This window comes from Allostigmatella hybrida, assembly GCF_020103775.1.
Lineage (GTDB): Bacteria > Myxococcota > Myxococcia > Myxococcales > Myxococcaceae > Hyalangium > Hyalangium aurantiaca.
This window is the reverse complement of sequence record NZ_JAHXBH010000005.1, coordinates 127,496-145,911: the sequence shown is the minus strand read 5'-3', so window position 1 is coordinate 145,911 and position 18,416 is coordinate 127,496. Positions and strand designations below refer to the sequence as shown.

15 protein-coding genes are annotated in these 18,416 nt (G+C 68.1%); 4 read left to right on the top strand and 11 right to left on the bottom strand.

The genetic code is table 11. The features are described 5' to 3' along the window. Nucleotides 1-152: 152 nt before the first annotated feature. Nucleotides 153-626, bottom strand: a complete 474-nt coding sequence (locus KY661_RS11440) for a peroxiredoxin family protein (RefSeq protein WP_225410240.1) — start codon at nt 624-626, stop codon at nt 153-155. A gap of 149 nt (nt 627-775) precedes the next feature. Between KY661_RS11440 and KY661_RS11435 the strand changes: the two genes are divergently transcribed. Together KY661_RS11435 and malQ are read left to right on the top strand one after the other, a co-directional pair. Continuing rightward, the gene (locus KY661_RS11435) at nt 776-1,921 is read left to right on the top strand and encodes an alkaline phosphatase PhoX (RefSeq protein ID WP_225410239.1); all 1,146 of its coding nucleotides are present in this window, start codon (nt 776-778) and stop codon (nt 1,919-1,921) included. Between the two features lie 16 nt (nt 1,922-1,937). Next, complete coding sequence (gene malQ / locus KY661_RS11430) at nt 1,938-3,461, top strand: 4-alpha-glucanotransferase (RefSeq protein ID WP_225410238.1); 1,524 nt, start codon at nt 1,938-1,940, stop codon at nt 3,459-3,461. Here the strand turns inward: malQ and KY661_RS11425 are convergent. The 10 genes from KY661_RS11425 to KY661_RS11380 are packed head-to-tail and all read right to left on the bottom strand — an operon-like array spanning nt 3,434 to nt 15,871. Next, nucleotides 3,434-4,354 carry a carbohydrate kinase family protein gene (locus KY661_RS11425; RefSeq protein WP_225410237.1) on the bottom strand — a complete coding sequence of 307 codons (921 nt, stop codon included), beginning with the start codon at nt 4,352-4,354 and terminating at the stop codon, nt 3,434-3,436. The genes malQ and KY661_RS11425 overlap by 28 nt on opposite strands. Nucleotides 4,355-4,371: 17 nt before the next feature. Next, nucleotides 4,372-5,388: an ROK family protein gene (locus tag KY661_RS11420; RefSeq protein WP_225410236.1), complete on the bottom strand. Its 1,017-nt coding sequence runs from the start codon at nt 5,386-5,388 to the stop codon at nt 4,372-4,374. A gap of 13 nt (nt 5,389-5,401) precedes the next feature. Further along, the gene (locus KY661_RS11415) at nt 5,402-6,484 is read right to left on the bottom strand and encodes a sugar phosphate nucleotidyltransferase (protein ID WP_225410235.1); all 1,083 of its coding nucleotides are present in this window, start codon (nt 6,482-6,484) and stop codon (nt 5,402-5,404) included. Then, the gene (locus tag KY661_RS11410; RefSeq protein WP_225410234.1) at nt 6,477-8,450 is read right to left on the bottom strand and encodes a glycosyltransferase; all 1,974 of its coding nucleotides are present in this window, start codon (nt 8,448-8,450) and stop codon (nt 6,477-6,479) included. Before KY661_RS11410 ends, KY661_RS11415 begins: the two co-directional genes overlap by 8 nt. A gap of 12 nt (nt 8,451-8,462) precedes the next feature. Further along, nucleotides 8,463-9,980 (bottom strand): phosphotransferase, encoded by a 1,518-nt coding sequence (locus tag KY661_RS11405; protein ID WP_225410233.1) that lies wholly within the window; start codon nt 9,978-9,980, stop codon nt 8,463-8,465. An 18-nt stretch (nt 9,981-9,998) separates the two neighbouring features. Continuing rightward, the gene (locus KY661_RS11400; protein ID WP_075009592.1) at nt 9,999-11,291 is read right to left on the bottom strand and encodes an aspartate aminotransferase family protein; all 1,293 of its coding nucleotides are present in this window, start codon (nt 11,289-11,291) and stop codon (nt 9,999-10,001) included. Continuing rightward, a complete protein-coding gene (locus tag KY661_RS11395; RefSeq protein WP_075009591.1) occupies nt 11,281-11,646 on the bottom strand; it encodes a cupin domain-containing protein in 366 nt (121 codons plus the stop codon). Before KY661_RS11395 ends, KY661_RS11400 begins: the two co-directional genes overlap by 11 nt. 56 nt (nt 11,647-11,702) lie before the next feature. Further along, the gene (locus tag KY661_RS11390; protein ID WP_225410232.1) at nt 11,703-12,386 is read right to left on the bottom strand and encodes an HlyD family efflux transporter periplasmic adaptor subunit; all 684 of its coding nucleotides are present in this window, start codon (nt 12,384-12,386) and stop codon (nt 11,703-11,705) included. A 3-nt stretch (nt 12,387-12,389) separates the two neighbouring features. After that, nucleotides 12,390-14,024 carry an ATP-binding cassette domain-containing protein gene (locus tag KY661_RS11385; RefSeq protein WP_225410231.1) on the bottom strand — a complete coding sequence of 545 codons (1,635 nt, stop codon included), beginning with the start codon at nt 14,022-14,024 and terminating at the stop codon, nt 12,390-12,392. After that, the gene (locus KY661_RS11380; protein WP_225410230.1) at nt 14,021-15,871 is read right to left on the bottom strand and encodes an ATP-binding cassette domain-containing protein; all 1,851 of its coding nucleotides are present in this window, start codon (nt 15,869-15,871) and stop codon (nt 14,021-14,023) included. Before KY661_RS11380 ends, KY661_RS11385 begins: the two co-directional genes overlap by 4 nt. 126 nt (nt 15,872-15,997) lie before the next feature. Here KY661_RS11380 and KY661_RS11375 point away from each other — a divergent pair, with 126 nt between their 5' ends. Together KY661_RS11375 and KY661_RS11370 are read left to right on the top strand one after the other, a co-directional pair. Further along, entirely contained in the window at nt 15,998-17,101 is a 1,104-nt protein-coding gene (locus KY661_RS11375; protein WP_225410229.1) for a protein kinase family protein, read from the top strand. A 19-nt stretch (nt 17,102-17,120) separates the two neighbouring features. Then, complete coding sequence (locus KY661_RS11370) at nt 17,121-18,404, top strand: family 4 glycosyl hydrolase (RefSeq protein ID WP_225410228.1); 1,284 nt, start codon at nt 17,121-17,123, stop codon at nt 18,402-18,404. The last annotated feature ends 12 nt before the right edge of the window (nt 18,405-18,416 follow it).

Below are 18,416 nucleotides of genomic sequence, written 5' to 3'. Positions count from 1 at the left end.
GCGCCAATGCGCAGGAGGGAGAGACGCTAGAAAACGTATCGATTGGAAGTCTATAAAAAATGAATAAAACGAATTTGACGTAACACGTCAAAAAGCCCCCAGCCCGGTGTACCCTGTGACACGGGTCACCGTGGACAAGGGGCTGCGCTGACTCAGGGCGCCGGTGCGGCGCTGCTGGAAGCCTGCGAATGCATGAGGAGTCTGAGCGCGGACTCCACCTTCTGCGCCGCGTCAGGCCCGGAGAGGTGGTAGCGCAGCCAGCCTTCCGCACTGAAGAGCAGGAAGGAGGGGTGCTGGGTCACGTGGTAGACCTTCGCCATGGAGCCGTCATCCACCGCGATGGGGTAGCTCAGGCCGTGCTGGCGCGCGAAGTCCTCCACGGCGTTGGTGTCGCGCAGCTCTTGCTCCGAGCGCGTGACGTCGACACCGATGACCTTCAGTCCCTGCGGGCCGAAGGCCTCGAGCCAGTGCTTCACCTCGGCGAGCTGGGCGGTACAGGACTCGCAGTCCATGGACCAGAAGTGGAGGAGGATGGGCTGCCCATCCAGCTCGGAGACATGGACAGGGGCGTTGATCCAACCACCGTCCGGATCCAGCAGCTTGAGGGGAATCTTGGGCGTGGACATGAGGGCTCCGTGGGTGTGCCTGCACTCGGTATCCCTCAAGCTATGCATGTGTCCCTGGGGCTCCCAGGAGGGTGGCTGTCCGCTCGCTCAGCCGGGAGGCGCCCGGGAGGCTTCCCTCCCTTGGCGTTCTGCGGGAAAACTCGGGCGTCATGAACCGCCGTCACCTGCTTCACCTCGCGCTCCTGGGCGGAGGCTCGCTCGCCCTGGGGCCAGCCTTCTGGCGCAACGCCTATGCCGCCCCCCTGAAGCCGGGAAAGAGCCCCTATGGGGCGCTCGCGCAGGCGCCCGACGCGCAGGGCTTGCGCCTGCCCAAGGGGTTCTCCTCGCGCCTCATCGGGCGGGCAGGAGAGGCGGTGCCCGGAACGCGCTACACGTGGCACCCCGCTCCGGATGGGGGCGCGTGTTTTCCGCTCCCGGAGGGCGGCTGGGTTCTTGTCTCCAACAGCGAAGCGGACCCCGGGGGCGCGTCCGCGGTGCGCTTCAACGCCCAGGGCGCCATCCAGGACGCCTACCGCATCCTCCAGGGAACCGATACCAACTGCGCCGGGGGCCCGACGCCCTGGGGCACCTGGCTGTCGTGCGAGGAGACGGGCCGGGGGCGTGTCTGGGAGTGCGATCCCTCCCGGCCCTCCCAGGGCGAAGCGCGGCCCGCGCTGGGGGCCTTCATGCATGAGGCGGTGGCGGTGGACCCCGTGGGCCGGAGCCTCTACCTGACCGAGGACATGCCGGATGGACGGCTCTACCGCTTCACCCCGGCGAAGTGGCCCTCGCTGGAGGCCGGCACGCTGGAGGCGGCCCGCGTCGAGGGCGATCCGCTGACGGGCGCCACCGTGAGCTGGGTCAAAGTCAAGCCGGATGCGCCCGCGTCGGATCAGGACAACGCGGACCTGTCGAGCGAGTTCAGCGGGGGCGAGGGGTGCTGGTACGACAGCGGCACCGTCTACTTCACCACGAAGTATGACAACCGGGTGTGGGCGCTCACCGTGGCCACCGGCCGCCTGGAGATCCTCTACGAGACGGCACGCCACCCGCACTCCCCGCTGTCCGGGGTGGACAACGTGGTCGTCTCCCGCGCGAAGGAGCTCTTCGTCTGCGAGGACGGGGATGACATGCAGGTCTGTGTCCTCACCCCGAAGCTGGGCGTCGCGCCTTTTCTCCAGGTGATGGGCCACAAGGGCTCGGAAGTCACCGGGGCCGCCTTCAGCCCGGATGGGCGCAGGTTCTACTTCAGCTCCCAGCGGGGGGCGGATGGGCGGGGCGTCACCTACGAAGTCACGGGCCCCTTCCGCCGCTGAGCCGCAGGAAACCGTCATGAATCCTTTGGAGTCCAGTCCCAGGAGGAGCGGCCTCATCCTCCACCCCACGTCGCTTCCGGGCCGCTTCGGTCTGGGAGACCTGGGGCCGGAGGCCCGGCGCTTCGTGGATGTCCTGTCGGCCACGGGCCAGCAACTGTGGCAGATCCTGCCCCTGGGGCCCGTTCACGAAGAGTGGTTCTCCCCCTATGCCGCGTACTCCGCGTTCGCCGGCAACCCGCTGGTGCTGAGCCCCGAGGTGTTGCACGAGCAGGGCCTGCTGCGCGCGGATGAGCTGGAGCGCGCTCCTGCCTCCTGCCTGGAGCGGATGGACTTCCGCCAGGTGCTCGAGCTCAAGGGGCGCCTGCTGGCGAAGGCCAGCCAGGCCTTCCGGAGCAAGGCCTCCGCCTCCCAGCGGGAGCAGTTCGAGCAGTTCCAGCATGAGGCGCGCGGCTGGCTGGACGACTACGCGCTCTACATGGCCATCCGCCAGGGGCAGGGCCGGGCCTGGCGCCGGTGGGAGGAGGGGCTGCGGCGCCGGGAGCCGGAGGCCCTGGCGTCCGCCCGCCGCGCCCTGGCGGAGGACGTGCTCCATCACAAGTACCTTCAGTTCGAGTTCCACCGGCAGTGGGGCGCGTTGAAGGCCTACGCCAACAGCCGGGGCGTGCGCATCGTGGGGGATGTCTCCATCTACGTGTCCCAGAACAGCTCGGATGTCTGGGCCCACGGAGAGTACTTCCAGCTCTCGCCGGAGACGCTCGCCCCCGCGTGGGAGTCCGGCGCCCCGCCCGATGACTTCTTCTGCGCGGAAGGGCAGCGCTGGGGAATGCCTGTCTATGATTGGAACCGGCTGGCCCAGGAGGATTACCGGTGGTGGGCCGCCCGGCTCCGCCAGAGCTTCGAGCGGTTTGATCACGTGCGGATCGACCACTTTGGAGGGTTCGAGGCGTACTGGGCCATTCCCAGCGGAAGGCCCGCCCTGGAAGGGACCTGGGCGCCCGGCCCCGGGACGGCCTTCTTCGAGTCCATGCGCCGTCAACTGGGCCCCCTTCCCGTCGTGGTGGAGGACCTGGGCTACATCACCCCGGCGATGCGCGCGCTCCGGGACGCGTTCGGCTTCCCGGGGATGTGCGTGCTCCAGTACGCCTTCACGAAGACGCCGGACAATCCCCACGTGCCCTACAAGTGCCGTCCGGGCTGCGTCGTCTACACCGGGACGCACGACACCCACACGTCCCTGGGGTGGCTCCAGACGGCGCCGGAGTCCGAGCGGAGTGATGCCCTGGAGTACCTGGGCGGGCCCGCTCCGGAGACCTTCCACTGGGAGCTGCTCCGCCTGGCCTGGTCCTCGGTGGCCCAATGGGCCCTCGCCCCGCTGCAGGATGTGATGGGGTTGGGGGCCGAGGCGCGGATGAACCAGCCGGGCAGTGCCAGCCCCCTCAACTGGAGCTGGCGCTTCCGGTGGGAGCAGCTCACGGACGAGGCCCTGGCCCGCCTGGCCTCGTTCACCCGGACTTATGGGCGCGCGCCCCCGGAGTCCTGAACGAGCTGCTCCAGCTCCGCCTCGGTGAGGAAGCCACTGGCCCCCGCCTCCGTGCCGATCTTGAAGGCGGCGAAGGCCACGGCCCGGCGCAGGGCCTGAAGCGGCTCGCGCGACTGGGCATACGCGTGCAGGAAGCAGGAGAAGAGCGCGTCCCCCGCCCCCACGGTGCTGACCACGGGCAGGCCTCGCAGGGCCGGGACATGGTGCGGCGCCGGCTCTCCGCGCACCGAGAGCAGGGCGCCTTCCTCGCCCAGGCCCACGACGATGATGCCGTTGCCGTAGCGCTCCCGCACCTGGTGGACCCACTCCGTGGGGGCCACCGGCAGCCGCTCGTGGCTCATGAAGAGGATGTCCGCGGCGCGCATGAACTCCTGGTTGTACGGATCCTCCAACTGGGAAACGGTCTGCACGTCCGTGGCGATGGGGACCCCGGCCTCCCGGGCGAGCCGGAGCAGCGGGCGGCAGAAGTTGGCATTGCCCACGGCCGCGAGCGTGCACCCCTGAAGGGCCTGGACGAACTGCTCCTCCGGGTACGCTTGCTCCTGGATGTCCTTCAGGTCGATGTGGATCTGCCGCCGCCCCTCCCGGTCATAGAGGATGAGGGAGTGGGGGGTGTCCGTCAGGGGCTCCAGGGCAAAGTCCGGCGAGAGCCCCTCCTGGACGAAGGTCTGCCGCACCAGTCCCCCGGCGGCATCCCGTCCCAGCAGCGTGGCGCACCGCACCTCATCGCCCAGCGTGCTCAGGGCCCGGGCAACGTTGTAGGCCCCGCCCGACACGCTGCTGCCGAGGGAGAAGAAGGGGTAGCGGACCGGATCATATTGAAGGGGGAAGGCGTCGATCCGGTAGGTCATCTCCAGCGCCACGATTCCCGCCACCAGGATGCGCTGCCCCATGTCCGGCTCCCGCTGCGTCACGCCGCCCGGACGTCTGCCGGGGAGGACTGGAGGAAGTAGTAGCCCAGGCCGTAGAGGCTGTGGTCGTCATCGTTCTGGCCCAGGCGGAGCATGGCCAGACGCTCCGGCTCGGACAAACAGAACAAGTCACAGCGGGCCAACTGGGCGTTCAGCCCGGCGAGGTAGCGCTCGCCCAGCGCCATGCAGAAGCCGCCAATCAGGACGAAGCGCTTCACGCCAATGGCGTTGTAGAGCAGCGCCAGGCTCGCGGCGAGGTGCGCCTGGCCGAAGGCCACCACGTCGCTGGCCAGCGCATCGCCCTCCTGGAGGGCGGACACCACCGCGTGGGTGTCGATGCGCTCGGCCTCCCCATTCGCGAGGCGCCACAGCGCGGAGCCCTGGAAGCGGGCGGGCTCCCGGCGGGCCCAGAGCCGCGCCAGCCGCTCGGTGCCCCGGCCGGAGGCGATGGCCCCCAGGTGGCCCTGGCCGCCGCAGTCACAGGGCAGGGCGTTGTCTCCCTCGACCACCTTGTGGTGGCCCAGCTCGCCCCCCAGTCCCTGGCCGTTGAGCAGCATCCGGCCGCCCGCGAAGACCTTGTTGCCAATGCCCGAGCTGATGGTGATGACGCCGAAGTCCTCGTTGAACCAGGACTGGTAGCGGTACACGGCCGCGGAGATGTCGTTCATGACGGCGACCGGCACGTCCAGCTCCTGCTGGAGCCGCTCGCGCAACGGAACGCTGCGAAGGGTGCTGCCCCACAGGGTGGGCGCGCTGTGCACCTCGCCCCGCTCATTGACCGGGCCGGGGAACGAGATGCCGACACCGGCGATGGGGTGGCGCGCGGCGTGGGCGCGGATGTGGCCCAGCACCTGCTGGATCAGCTTGTCGAAGAGCTCTCCGGGCGGCACGCCGGGGTTGTTGAGGAAGTTCTCCACGGGCCCCCGGCCGATGTCGAGCAGCTGCTGGGTGGCGCTGTCGAAGACGGCACTGCGGAGGTTGGTGCCTCCAATGTCGATCACCACGTAGTGAGCCATGTGCGCTGTGTCCCTATTCCAGGCGTCCGATGAAGTCCGACTCAATCACTTCGTGAGCGCAGACGATGGAGTCCTTCACGCGCACCCCGGGGGCAATGTGGCTGCCGGGCAGGAGGACGCTGTTCTCGATGGAGGCTCCCTCCCCGACGGTGGCCCCCGCGAAGACGACCGAGTGGTTGATATGGGCCGGGCCCTCCCGGAGCGCGGCGGGCACGATGGACTGGCGCACCCGGCCCGTCTCCGTGCGCACGGAGTGCTCGCCGCCGGGGAGCACGCGCGGCATCTCCTCCAGGGGAACGCCGATGCCCTGGAGCAGGTTCATGTGGGCCCGGTGGTAGCGGTGCGCCGTGCCGATGTCCTCCCAGTAGTCCGGGAAGGGGTAGCACTTGATGACCTCCCCCTCGGCCAGCATCCGCGGAATCACATCCCGGCTGATGTCGTGCTGCCAGGCGGTGCCCTGGAAGCCCTCCAGGTAGCGGTAGAGGATGTCGTTGCGGAAGAGGCACACCGCGGTGAAGACCTTGTCCGAGGTGGGCTGGGGCGGCTTCTCCACGAAGGCCCGCAGGTTCATCCGCGAGTCGACCTCCACCATGCCGAATAGGGAGACGAACTCCAGGGGGATCTGCTGGAACCCGATGGTCAGCGCCGCGCGCTGCTCCAGGTGGAAGCGGTACATGTCCCGGTAGTCGAACAGGTAGACATGGTCCGAGTGCAGCACGAGCGTGTGCCGGTAGGGCGGCGTGTCGATGTAGGGCCGGTTCTGGATGAGGGCATCCGCGGTGCCCTTCTCATCCGCGCGTTGCACCTCCCGGTACACCTGCTCGGCGGGCTGCCGGTGCAGCGCGTTGAAGGGGCCGAAGTGGATGGGAATCCGAGAGTGCCACGTCTCGCGCAGGTAGGTGTGGAGCTGCTCCTCGTTGTACCGGGACATCAGCAGGACTTCGTCGAGCCCCGAGCGCTGGGCGTTGTGCAGGCTGAAGTCCATCAGGTGGCAGCGGGTGCCGAACGGGATGACCGGCTTCACCCGGGTGGCCCCGAGCCGCCCCATGCGCTTGCCGTAGCCGCCGGCCAGCAGGACCGCGCGGAGGTCATTCATGGACCGCTCCATCCCAGAACTGGCTGCCATCGGCCAGGGTGACGAGCAGGAACAGCGGCTTCTGCCGGGCGGCGGCGGGCAGGAGCGCCTCGAACGTGTCCGCCGAGCGGGTGAGCAGCGTCCGCTCGAAGCGTCCGCCCTCCGCCTCGAAGAAGGACTCGACCTGCCGGGCACCGTCCAGGCGGTACTGGAGCTTCCGCCCGGCCTCCGAGGCCGTGTCGCTCAAGTCCGGAAGCCCGGGCGAGGTGGGCTCGCGCCGGCGCAGGCCGAGCAGCTCGCCCTCGGCGCTGATCGCGGCCTTCCAGCCCTGCGCGGGCTCCGGCGCGGGCCGGGAGCCGGGGGCGGCGGTGCCCACCGTCCGGGGAGCCTTCCAGAGCGGCTCCATGACCTTGAGGTGGGCCTGTGCGCTCATCTTCCAGGTGAACTCCTGGGCCCGGGCCCGCGCCCGTTGGGAGAGCTGCTTGTAGCGGGGACGGTCCTGGTACAGCGCGAGCGCCTCTTGCAGCGCGCGGACCAGCGAGTCCACCAGCGTCTCGTCATTGGCCAGGAAGGAGCGAACCACATCCAGCCCCGTCACCTGACTGGGCGCCCCGCAGAACGCGCGGCTGTGCCGCCAGTGCTTCATGCCGAGCTGCCGGCTGGCGATGGGGACGCAGCCGGCGAGCATGGCCTCGCCCTGGGCGATGAGGAAGGTGTCCATCTCGAACTTCGAGGGGAAGAGGCCGAAGTCCGCCGCCGCCGCCATGGCGACGAGGTCCTCCTCGGGCCGGTTGTGCCACTCCAGGCGGACCTGCTCCGGGAAGTCCTTCGCCAGGGCGTGGTAGGCCGGATCCGGGATGCCGTTGCCCGACAGGCAGCGGAGGATGAAGTTGCACTGCGCCCCCGTCTCCAACACCTTGCGCGCCGCGCGCACCAGCTCGTTCTGCCCCTTGTGGTGCACCGCGTAGCGGGCGTTGTGGAAGAAGGTGGGCAGCTCGGGCCGCAGCCCCAGCCCGCGCAGCACGTCCTCCCGCCGGTACTGGCTGAAGTCCGTCTGGTGCCAGCGGCCGCTGATGGCGCACCAGCCCACGAACATCTTCTGCTCGTTGCGCTGGGTGACTTCGGCCACCTTCAGCCGCCGGAACATGGCCTTGAAGGCCGTGCCCTCGAAGTTCCGGTAGAACTCCAGGTGTCCCTCGGACAGGAAGTCGACGGCGTCGCTGTACTTGAGCAGCAATGGGTAGAAGGCGATGTAATCGTCCGGGTAGGGGTAGTGCAGGTGGGTCTCGGGCAGGTACCCATTCAGGCAGCGGCTGAAGGCATCCGTCTGCGGCGCGTCGTTGAAGGGCGCCAGGTCGACGTGGACGCCCAGGAAGTCGAGCTGGGCCTGTAGCTCGGGCCGGTACACCTTCTTGTTGACCGGCATGTTGCTCTGCACGGTGCTCACCATGCGCTTGTTGGCATCGTCCCGGAACGCGAGCGGCAGCAGGTACTGGTAGAAGGGCTCGTGGGCGTGGATGAGCAGCTTCTCGTCCGCGAAGAACTCGCGGATGAAGAGCACCATGTCCATCTGGAACACCAGCGGCTTGAAGAAGCCCAGGTCCTTTCCCTTGCTCTCGTAGGGCGGATAGAAGGTGTCGCTGTACCGGTCCAGCATGTCATTGCACAGGAAGTACAGGTCCACGCCCTGGTGGCGGATCCGGTAGGCCCGCGTCTCCAGCTCCAGCTCCTGCCGGGGCTCGAAGCCGCGCCACACGCGCGGATCCAACTGGAGGGGCAGCGTGTAGCGGCGCCGGTAGGGCAGCTCCTCCACGGGGTAGTTCTTCTGGAGGTAGTCGAGGCGGCCGTGCGCGGCGGTGAGCACGGAGACCTGGTGCCCCTCGTCCCGGAAGGCGCTGGCCAGGTTCCAGGTGTAGACGGAGATGCCGCCCTTGATGAAGCTGTAATCAAAACCGCCGCATTCCAGATAGCACTCGAGGATGTGCATGACGTCGTCGCTCTATTCGAGCCCTTCCAGGTGGAGCAGGTAGTAGAAGTCGCAGTATTTGAAGAAGTCGCGGTTGTAGCTGTAGTTGTATTCCAGCTCCTGGAGGAGCCGGCAGACGTAGAAGAGCCGCGCATGGCTGGGGTGGATGTCCAGCGCGGTGCCGCGCTCGAAGGCCCTCAGGTACGCGCGCTCGATGCAGCCGAAGAGCCCCTTGCTCCAATCCGAGAGCACCGTGAGCTGGGCCTGGCAGGAGGGCGGCAGGCTGCCGGGGTTCTCCAGCACGAGCCGGGTGGCCTCCAGCTGGGTGTTGCCCAGCACGTCCTTGATGCCATCCAGGATCTCATCGAAGGCGAAGTACTGGATGGCGCGCAGCAGGCTGAGCAGATCCTGCAACACGGTCTGGGTGAGGAAGGCGGGGGCCTGGGCGTCGAGGCTGCGCGGGGAGACGTCGAGGATGGAGAGCCGGGGCGCAGCGCCCTCCGAAGCGGCGACGAGGATGTGCGAGAGGTGCAAGTCTCCGTGGGCGATGGTGGCGGGCAGCGGGGGCAGGTGGCGCAGCTTCCCAGGCGACAGGATGTCGTGGGACACCCGCTGGAGCTGCCGCAAGACCTGGGCGCGCAAGGGGGCGGGCAGGGACGCATCTTGCGCCACGGCGGCATGGAGCCGCTCCCAGCGGGCCCGGTGGGTGTCGAGGTAGGGGGCGAGCTGGAAGAGGGCCGCCTCGCCCGTCGAGGCACCCAGCCCCTGGTTCAGGCGCTGGTGAAAGAGCAGCAACTGCTCGCCGAGCTTGCGGCACAGCGGCTCCAGCTCCGCGAGCCCGCCGCGGGTGAAGGTGCCGGCCTCCTCTGGGGCCGCCACCACCTGCGCGATGAGGGCTTTGATGTGACGGCTGAGCGGCAGGTAGATGGGCTCGCCCTCGACCAGCGCCGTCATGGCCCCCAGCGCCTGGAGCCCCGTGCCGTCCTCGTAGGTGATGGAGCCCAGCAGCTCCGGGGCGAGGCCGCTGCCCGCCAGGAGCTGCAAGGCCCGGAGCTCATTGCCTCCATCGGTGCTCAGGCGCTTGTAGAGCTTGCAGACCCAGCGGTCCTCCCCGTGGCGAAGCTCGCTGAGGCAGTTGGACGACATGTCCACCTTGAAGGGGGTGACCTCCAGGGCGGGCGTCCCCGGCGAGGGCATCCGGGTCCGGCAATGCAGGGCGCGCTGCTTCTCGGTGGTGAGCGTCCGCTGCTCGCGCATGCATTGGAGCATCGCGGTGATGAACCCCGCGTCATAGGACGCATCGCTCAGCTGCGCCTCCTGCCCGGCGGTGGGGGTGACGCGCAGGGGGACGAAGTAGCGGTTGCCCGAGCCGTGGAAGCGCAGCAGCGTGAGCACGAAGGGGCTGGCCCCTCCGGGCAGCTGCACGAAGTCCTCGATGTCGAGCCCCGCGTCCTGGCCGCTGGGCTCACTCAGCCAGCGCTGGCCCTGGAAGGATTGAATCAACCGGGAGCGGTTCGCCTCGAGTTGGGTACGGGAGACCTGTCCTGTCATGGCGCTCACCTGGGAAGCTCAGACCTTCTGGTCATGCATCTGCTTGAGCACTTGGCCGAACACGTCCAGGGCCTGCTCCAGCTCCTGCTCGCTCACGGTGAAGGGCGGCCCCATGCGGATGATGTGGCCCCCCACACACGTCTTCACCCCCAGCTCCATGCAGCGCCGGAAGAAGAAGCGGGCCTTGGCCGCATCCGGCTCCTTGCCCTGGGGCGTCGTCACGAACTCCAGGGCATAGAGCAGCCCCACGCCCCGCGCGTCCCCCACGAAGGGGAAGTCCGCCTTGAGCGCCAGCAGCCCCTCCCGGAGCCGGGCGCCCAGCCGCTTCACCCGGTCCAGGAGCTGCTCGGACTCCAGCACCTCCAGGGTGGCCCGGGCCGCCGTCATGCTCAGGGGGTTGCCACCGAAGGTGGAGGAGGCCGCGCCGCCCTGGGCGAACTCCCCCTCGTTCAGCAGGCTCTTGCGCCCTGCCAGCATGGAGAAGGGAAAGCCCGAGGAGAGCCCCTTGGCCGCGGCCACGATGTCCGGCTGGACGTTGAAGAGCGAGCACGCGAGGAACTCGCCCGTCCTGCCCCCGCCCGTGACGATTTCATCCGCGACGAGCAGCACCCCGTTCTTGCGGCACTCCTCCTGAATCATCGGCCAGTACTCCAGCGGGGGAACGATGACGCCCGCCGCGCCCTGGATGGGCTCGAAGAACAGGGCCGCGATGTTCTTCTTGCTGCTGATGTGCTTGTTCACGAGCTGGGCGCACTGCATCTCGCAGCTCGGGTAGGTGCGTCCGAGCGGGCAGCGGTAGCAGTACCCCGGATAGCCCAGCACCGAGTTGCCGGAGAAGGACGTGGTGCCCACGTCCCAGTGCACCAGCATCCGGGCCCCCATGGTCTTTCCATGGAAGCCGTAGCGCAGGGCCGCCAGCCGCTGGCGCTGCGGCGGCACGGCGCCGAACACGGCGCGGATGGCGGCCTCGATGGCCTCGGCGCCCGTGGTGAAGAAGGCGAAGGTCTGCAGGTGCTCGGGGAAGTGCTGCGCCAGCTTCTCGCAGAGGGCGGCGCGCGCGTCGGTGGGAAAGTCGTGCACGTTCCACAGCCGGTCCAGCTGGCGGTGCATGCTGCCAGTCACATGCGGGTGCCCGTGCCCGGTGGACTGGGTGAAGATGCCCGCGGACATGTCCAGGTACTGCTTGCCTTCCGCGTCGAACAGCAGCGTGCCCCGGCCGTGGGTGAAGGCCACGCCGCCCAGCGCCGCCTCCTCGGAGATGCCCTGGTTGAGGTAGCGGCGCTCCGTCTGGAGGATGTCCTCAGTGCTCACTGTCGCCGTCCTTGCTCACCTGGAACACCACCAGCGTCACGTCCTGGCCGGAGTTGTTGTACAGGGCGTGCTCGCCCGAGGGCGGATTCACCAGCACGTCCCACGGCTTGACCTGGACGCGCTCGTTGCCGAACAGCATCTCGCAGTGGCCGTTGATGATGACGTACCACTCGCGGTTGTCGCCATGCCGGTGGCGGCCAATGGTGGCCCCGCTGGGGATGATGACGAAGTCGATGAAGTCCACCTGGACGGGAGAGTCCTTGCGCGTGAAGGCGCGGAAGACATGGATGAAGCCCTCGCCTCCATGACACCCATGCTCCTGCTTCATCAGTTCCTGCAGCATGTTCGTGCGCATTGTCGCTCCCGTTCAGCTCGCTAAAGACTCGTACCCCGGAAAGGGATGTGTGGGTTTCATCGGGCAGGCCGCCCCAGGCTCTCCACGAAGAGCCGCCACAGGGACACCGGTGGCATCTCCACCTTCACCGTCACCCGGTGGCCTGGCGCCAGCCCAGGGCCGCCTGGGACCGAGGCGGACGCCTCGCCGTGGGACGTCTCCCCGGGAAGGGAATACACGCGTTCGATCGCGCCCACCAGCGACGCCCGGTCTCCATCAAGCACGTGGACCTGAGCCCCCGGCGAAATGCCGCCCTGCCAGCGCCCCTCCAGGGGAAAGCGCACCTTCCAATGCGTGGTGTCGGCGAACTCCGCCACCAGCTCCCCGGCCCGGACGGGCCCGGTGGTGCGGTGGAGCAGGTCCGAGCGGAGCACCACACAACGGCAGGGGGCGGCGTAGACGCGGGGCGTGCCACCGCTGCTCCCCGGGGCGGCCGTGAACACCGGCTCGCCCGGCGCATAGACCTTGCCCAGCTCGAGCCGGTTCTGCTGGATGAGGCCGTCCGCCTCGCTGAGGAACTGTTCCAGCCGGCCCGGCTCGACGCGCCCGTCCGCCGTGTAGACCTCGTGCAAGGGCCGGGTGGCCAGGGTGGCGAGCAGGCCGATGCCGGAGGCCACCACGCCGAAGGCCAGCAGCAAGGTGCCGCGGTAGTCCCCGGAGCCCACGTCGCGTTCGTACAGGCGGTAGAGGAACTCGAGCACGGTCTACTCCAGGCGCCGCAGGGTGCCCTGCGCCAACCGCAGCACCTGGCTGGCATGGCGATGCGCCCCAGGGCGATGCGAGATGATCAAGAGGATGCGGTCCGCGGCGGCTTCGGAGAGGCGTTGAAAGAAGAGTTCCTCGGTGTCTGTGTCCAGGCTGGCGGTGGGCTCATCGAACAGCATCACGGGCGCCGCATGGTACCACGCGCGGGCCAGGTGCAGCCGCTGCTTCTGGCCGCCCGAGAAGTTCGTGCCCTCGTTCTCGACCTTCCAGGACGCGGCTTGATCCTCGCGCACGAAGAGGCTGGCGGTGGACCGGTGCAAGGCTTCCACCAGACGTGCCGAGTCGGGCGTGTTGCCGAAGAGGGTGATGTTCTCCTCCACGGTGCCATCCAGCAGCAGGCTCTGCTGGGGGCAATACGTCATCCACTGGGACAGCTCCGCTGGGGACAGCGTGCTCACGTCCCGGCCATTCCACAGCACCTGTCCCTGGGTCGGCCGCACGAGCCCCGCGAGCAGGTGGAAGAGGGTGGTCTTCCCGCCGCCGCTCGGCCCCTGGATGACATAGACATGGCCCGGCAGGAACTCGAAGTCCACCGAGCGCAGCAGCTCCCGGCCCGCCCGCTCGAACGTCACGCCCCGCAGCTCCAGCCGCTCCAGGCGCCCGGGGCTCACGGTCTCGCGGGCGCGGCGGGAGGACTCCGCCAGCACCGGCAGCACCCGGGCGAACTGGGCATCCGCCTCCGCCAGCGCCTTGGACAGCCGGCTCAGCCGGTAGACCGGCTCGTAGGCAAAGCCCACCAGCAGCAGGCTCAGGGCCAGGTCTCCCGCCGTCAGGCGCCCCTCGAACATGGCCAGCGCGCCCAGGGACACCAGGGCCAGGTACGTGGCCCCGTGGAGCATCTGCTGCCCCAGGGCCTGGCCGCTCTCGGCCAGGTCGCGCCGGAACGCCGCTTGATGGATGGTCCGGTTGTCCTGCTCCAGGGACTGGAGGATCGTCTGCTCGGTCCCCGTCAGGGTGATGAGCTTGCGCCCCTTGAAGATGTCCACGTACGCGCTCGCCAGTTGTCCCTTGGAGGTGACGTAGGCCGTCGAGAAGCGGCGGCTGGCGGTGTGGTGGAGGGCGAAGTTGAAGGCGTGGAGGAGGAGGAACCCCAGGCTGATGAGCAGGAAGACCGGGTTCACCAGGTACAGCACCCCCATCACCGCCAGGGACACGCACAAGGCATAGGCGCAGTAGTAGACGAACTCGGGCAGCAGCATCTGGAAGTTGGTGAGAATCAACGAGATGCGATTGACCAGCTCGCCTTCCCCCAGCGCGGACAGGCGCGTGATGGGCAGGGTGATGACGGACTCGAAGTAGCGCTTCAGCAGGCCCTTCTCGATGAGCTGCCGCAGGCGCAGGAACAGGTAGTCCTGCAACGCATTGAGCACCGTGCGGTTGAACACCAGCAGCAGCACGAAGAGGCAGAACAGGTGGAACTGGCGGGTGCTGCCCCACGGCAGCAAGGAGTCGACCACCACCTTGAAGCTGCTGGGAATCACGAACGAGAACAGGGAGACGAAGGCGATCAACCCCAGCAGGATCGCCCAGTAGGCCCCGTAGCCGGTGCGCAGGTAGCGCAGCAGGGCCCTCACGCAGCCGGCTCCCGCTCATGCCCCGGGGCGGCCGTGCTCAATGTGACGCGGCCCTGCTCGACGCGCAGGACCTGCTCGAAGCGCTGGAGGACCTCCGGGGCGTGGCTGATGACGAGGACGATGGCATCCCGCAGGGCGAGGATGCTGTCCAGCACCAGCAGCGCATTGGCCTCGTCCAGGGCGGAGGTGGGCTCGTCGAAGATGTAGATGTCCGCAGGGGTGGCCAGGGTCCTGAGCAGGCAGATCCGCTGCCGCTCTCCACCCGACAGCTCGGAAGGGCGCTTGTGGCCCCAGAGGGGCAGGCCCAGCTGGTCCGCCAGCCGCTGCCACGCCTCGCCGTGGCCGGCATCCCCCCGGGCGGGGGTGGCGTTGGCGGCGGCGCTGCGGTCCAGGAAGACGAAGTTGGCCTGGTCGTGCAGGGCCACCCGGCGCCAGAAGCCCGGCAGCTCCGCGGGGGAGAGGGGCTGCCCATTCACGAGCAGCCGGCCCGTGTCGGGGTGGAGCAAGCCCAGGAGCACATCCACGAGCGTGCTCTTGCCCGCGCCACTCTCGCCCTGGATGGCGCAGTGCTGCCCCCGGCGCAGCTCCAGGGAGACGTCCCGGAGCACCTCGGGCTCACCGGGACGGTAGCGGAAGCTCGCCCCTTCCAGCCGCAAGGAGGTGATGCGCGGGGCCTCCCCCTCGCGCGGGCCCGGGGCCTCCTGGACTGGCGCGCTCATCAGCTCGTCGAGGATGTCGTAGTTGGCCTGCATGGACTGGCCGTACACGTAGATGCGGTACACGTCGTCCAGCTTCGGGGTGACCATGGTGACGAGCACGTAGGCGGTGACCAGGTCCCCCAGGCTGATGGTGCCCGCCAGATACAGCGAGCCGCCAATCCAGAGCACCGACAAGAAGCTGAGCAGCGTCAGGGTGACCCGGCTGTTGTACGCCAGATTCCAGGTCAGCCACTTCCGGGCCTGGTTGTTGAAGTGCCCGGCGGCGATGTGGGCGAGCCTGCGCTCCACCGCCTCCGCGCCCTGGAAGCGCAGCAGCCAGTGCGAGGCGAACGCGGCCTTGAGAAAGCCGCTGAGCCGCCCCATGAGCTTCGGCTCCTGCCGCAGGGAGGGGGTGGCCCGGTCCGAGAGGAGGATGGGAACCCCGCACGTCAGCACCACCGCCGGGACGACGATGAGGACAAACGCGACGTGAAACGAGAGCAGCGCCACGGCGGAGACCACGATGAGACACAGCGAGCGCAGCAGGTTCCGCAACGTGTAGAGTTGGTGTTTCTGCAAGACCTCCAGGACATCCGTGAGGTGGCTCAGCAGCCGCCCCTGCTCCTGACGCCGGTAGAGCACATAGGGCATGTGGAGCAGACGCTCCCAGCAGCGCATCACCAGCCCCTGGGTGATGTGAAAATTGCATTGCGCGGCCCACGTGTTGAGCAGGAATTCAAGCAACGTTCCCGTCACCAGCACGGTGGCGGCCACCGCCGTCAACACCCACAGCGACGAGGTATCATGGCTGTATCGCAGGTGTTGCAACACGGTGCCCAGATACCAGGCGAACGCGAAGGGAAAGCTGAAGACCGCGCTGCCCGCGCTCAACACGAACAGCAGCGCCGCGGCGCCCCGGTGCCGGCTCAGCTCGGAGAAGACGCGGCGCAGCCCCTTCACGTTCAGTGCCCGGCGCCGCTCCCGCTCCAGCAGGGCCGCGGCGCTCTCGGCGGCCCCCGCGTGCGCGGGCCCCAGCTCCTTCAGGGCTTCTTCGACCAGGTAGCCCTTGTCACGCTGCAACCGGCGGATGTGGGCGAGGGCTTCGCTGTCCAGCAGGCGATGACGCTCAAGGATGGACAGCAATGACACAGGTTAATCCTTACGGCACGGCACCAATTCATTGGATTTTAGGTGGATCAAAATGCCGTGTCAACGGAAGTCCCGGGGGCCCGGGCAGGGCTGGCGACGCTGGGAAATCTACGGTAGAAGGCCCCCATGAGTCTGGAAAAGGAGAGACAACAGTCCCAGCTTGCGTTCCAGGCAAGCGGCCAGCAAATCGAGGTGGGCGAGAAGTCCGCCCTGCCGCTGCCCGTGGAGCAGTTGGCCCACACCACGCCCCAGAGCGAGTATGTGGTCAAGGCCATCGAGTCTGGGTTGACGGCCTATGTCTACCGGATCCAGGCCGGGGGCCGCCACTGGACGCTCAAGCGGAAGCGGGCCGAGAGTCTGGTGAAGAATGTGGATGGCCAGACATCGTTTCTCAACGAGGTCCAGCGCCGCCGCGACATCACCGCGCTCCAGCGCCAGCCGGAGACGGCCCCGCTGTTCACCCACATCGTCGAGACCCAGTACGCCTCCTTCCTGGATGGGGTCATCCTCTCGCCCTGGATCGAAGGCGAGCGGCTCCAGCGCTTCGACGGCCGGGTGTATGACCAGCTCTTCGGCACCATCGTGAACCTGGAGTTGAACGGCCTCTTCGAGTGGGACTTCTGCCCGGGCAATGTCCTGGACGACGGCCAGAAGATCTTCCTGTTCGACTTCGGGTACATGTACCGCTTCGACCCGCGCCAGCATTACAACAACAACGGCTTCGCGACCCCGTTGTTCCACGGCGTCGAGCGGTTCGAGACGCGCAACTTCTTCGACCACCTCCTGCGAAACCCCCACGGCCTGGATGCGCAGGGGCTCTTCGGCGTCTACCGCGAGGAAAAGACATACGCGCTGAAGCACTACGAGAACAAGCTTCAGCGGCTGGAGGCCATGAAGGCCGTCGAGCCCGTCTTGCAATGGCAGGCGGCCATCAACCAGCGCTGGCGGCAGGCCCTGCGCGGCAATGACAGTCTTCACAAGCTGTACTTGATCGAGTCCTTCCGCTCCAACGTGCTGGACCTCTTCGATGACTTGCATGGCAAGTCCTGCACGCCCATCACGCTCAAGAAGGCGGAGTTCGCCGTGAACACCCTGCGCGAGCACTTCACGCTGCTGCGCGAGGAGAACGGCCTGTTCTTCGGCGATGAGACGAAGACGCAGGATGAGCTCATCCTCAAGTACCAGGAGCTGAGGGCCAAGGCCGTGGAGTATCAGCTCCCCACGAGCTGAGGCCCCTGCGAGCACTCCCGTGAGCGGCGCACAGACCAGCCTGTTCATCCTGGGCGGCAGCAGCTTCTACACGCTGCTGCTGGTGGAGTCGCTGCACCGCGCGGGAGTCACTTCGCACCTGCGCCGCATCACCCTCTTCGGGCGGGACCGGCAGCGGCTCGAGGCCGTGGCGCGGATGTGCGGGCACCTGACGCGCGCCTCGGGGCTCCGGACGGACTTCACCACGGACTTCGAGACCTGCCTGGACGGGGAGTATGGCCTCGTCTTCAACCAGCTCCGCTTCGGGGGCATGGCCGCCCGCGACCTGGATGAGAAGATCGCCCTGGCCCAGGGGCTGGTGGCCGACGAGACCCTGGGCATGGTGGGGGTCAGCAACGCCATCCGGACCCTCGTGGGGCTGACGCCCTTCCTGGAGACGCTCCGGGGCAAGGCCGGGCCCTACACCCTGGTGAACTTCACCAACCCGTGCAGCATCGTCACCCAGTACATGCTGGAGCGGTTCGGGCTGCCCGCGGTGGGAATCTGCGACTACCCGGAGGTCCTGCGCTCCGCGTATGCCGAGCTGCTCCAGCAGCCGCGGGCGGCGGTCGACCTTCAGTACTTTGGCGTCAATCACTTCGGCTTCGTCCACGATGTGCGGCTGTCGGGACAGAGCATCTTCTCAGAACTCAAGGAGCGCCTGGATGCGTGTGCCCTGGCGCCCGCGTACCACCGGGCCTTCGAGTCGATCGTCATCCCCGCGTGGGATTTGATCTTCAACCGGAATGCGGTCTGGGAAGGGCAGCGGCAGAAGCCCAACCGGGCCTCGTTCCTGTATGCGCTCGAGCAGGAGCTGGCCGACAAGGTGAGACAGACACCCCTGGAGGCGCTGGCTCCGGAGCCCTTCCTGGAACGGCTGGCCGCGCGGCGGTGCGATTGGTACGATCTCATCGTCACCCCCGTGCTCTCGAACCTGCTTCAGCTCGCCCGCGACCCGTTGATCCTCAACCTGGGAGTCCCGGACCCTTTTGGTCTGGGCTGCCGCACGTGCGTCGTCGAGACCAACGCCCGCATGGGGGCCGAGGGCCATGTGGCGCTCGCGCCGCCGGAGCACGTGGCCCGCCTTCCCGAGTTCACGCTCGTCAAGCAGATGAAGCAGGCCGAGGTGGAGCTGCTGGAGGCCATCCTGGAGCGCTCGCCCCAGCGGGTGCTGCGCGCCTGCCTGATGAACCCGATGATTCAGGACCACCGTGCGGTCCGGGCCTACTTCTCCGCCCTGTCCGAGGTGGACCCGCTCATCAAACCCCTATCCCCGTCGCCGTAACCGGCGAACGTC

What these genes read in the sequence shown, in the direction of transcription:
- KY661_RS11415 (WP_225410235.1), bottom strand. Translation starts at nt 6,484, where the DNA reads ATGAATGACCTCCGCGCGGTCCTGCTGGCCGGCGGCTACGGCAAGCGC.
- KY661_RS11395 (WP_075009591.1), bottom strand. Translation starts at nt 11,646, where the DNA reads ATGCGCACGAACATGCTGCAGGAACTGATGAAGCAGGAGCATGGGTGT.
- KY661_RS11440 (WP_225410240.1), bottom strand. Translation starts at nt 626, where the DNA reads ATGTCCACGCCCAAGATTCCCCTCAAGCTGCTGGATCCGGACGGTGGT.
- KY661_RS11405 (WP_225410233.1), bottom strand. Translation starts at nt 9,980, where the DNA reads ATGACAGGACAGGTCTCCCGTACCCAACTCGAGGCGAACCGCTCCCGG.
- KY661_RS11425 (WP_225410237.1), bottom strand. Translation starts at nt 4,354, where the DNA reads ATGGGGCAGCGCATCCTGGTGGCGGGAATCGTGGCGCTGGAGATGACC.
- KY661_RS11435 (WP_225410239.1), top strand. Translation starts at nt 776, where the DNA reads ATGAACCGCCGTCACCTGCTTCACCTCGCGCTCCTGGGCGGAGGCTCG.
- KY661_RS11375 (WP_225410229.1), top strand. Translation starts at nt 15,998, where the DNA reads ATGAGTCTGGAAAAGGAGAGACAACAGTCCCAGCTTGCGTTCCAGGCA.
- KY661_RS11410 (WP_225410234.1), bottom strand. Translation starts at nt 8,450, where the DNA reads ATGCACATCCTCGAGTGCTATCTGGAATGCGGCGGTTTTGATTACAGC.
- KY661_RS11420 (WP_225410236.1), bottom strand. Translation starts at nt 5,388, where the DNA reads ATGGCTCACTACGTGGTGATCGACATTGGAGGCACCAACCTCCGCAGT.
- malQ (WP_225410238.1), top strand. Translation starts at nt 1,938, where the DNA reads ATGAATCCTTTGGAGTCCAGTCCCAGGAGGAGCGGCCTCATCCTCCAC.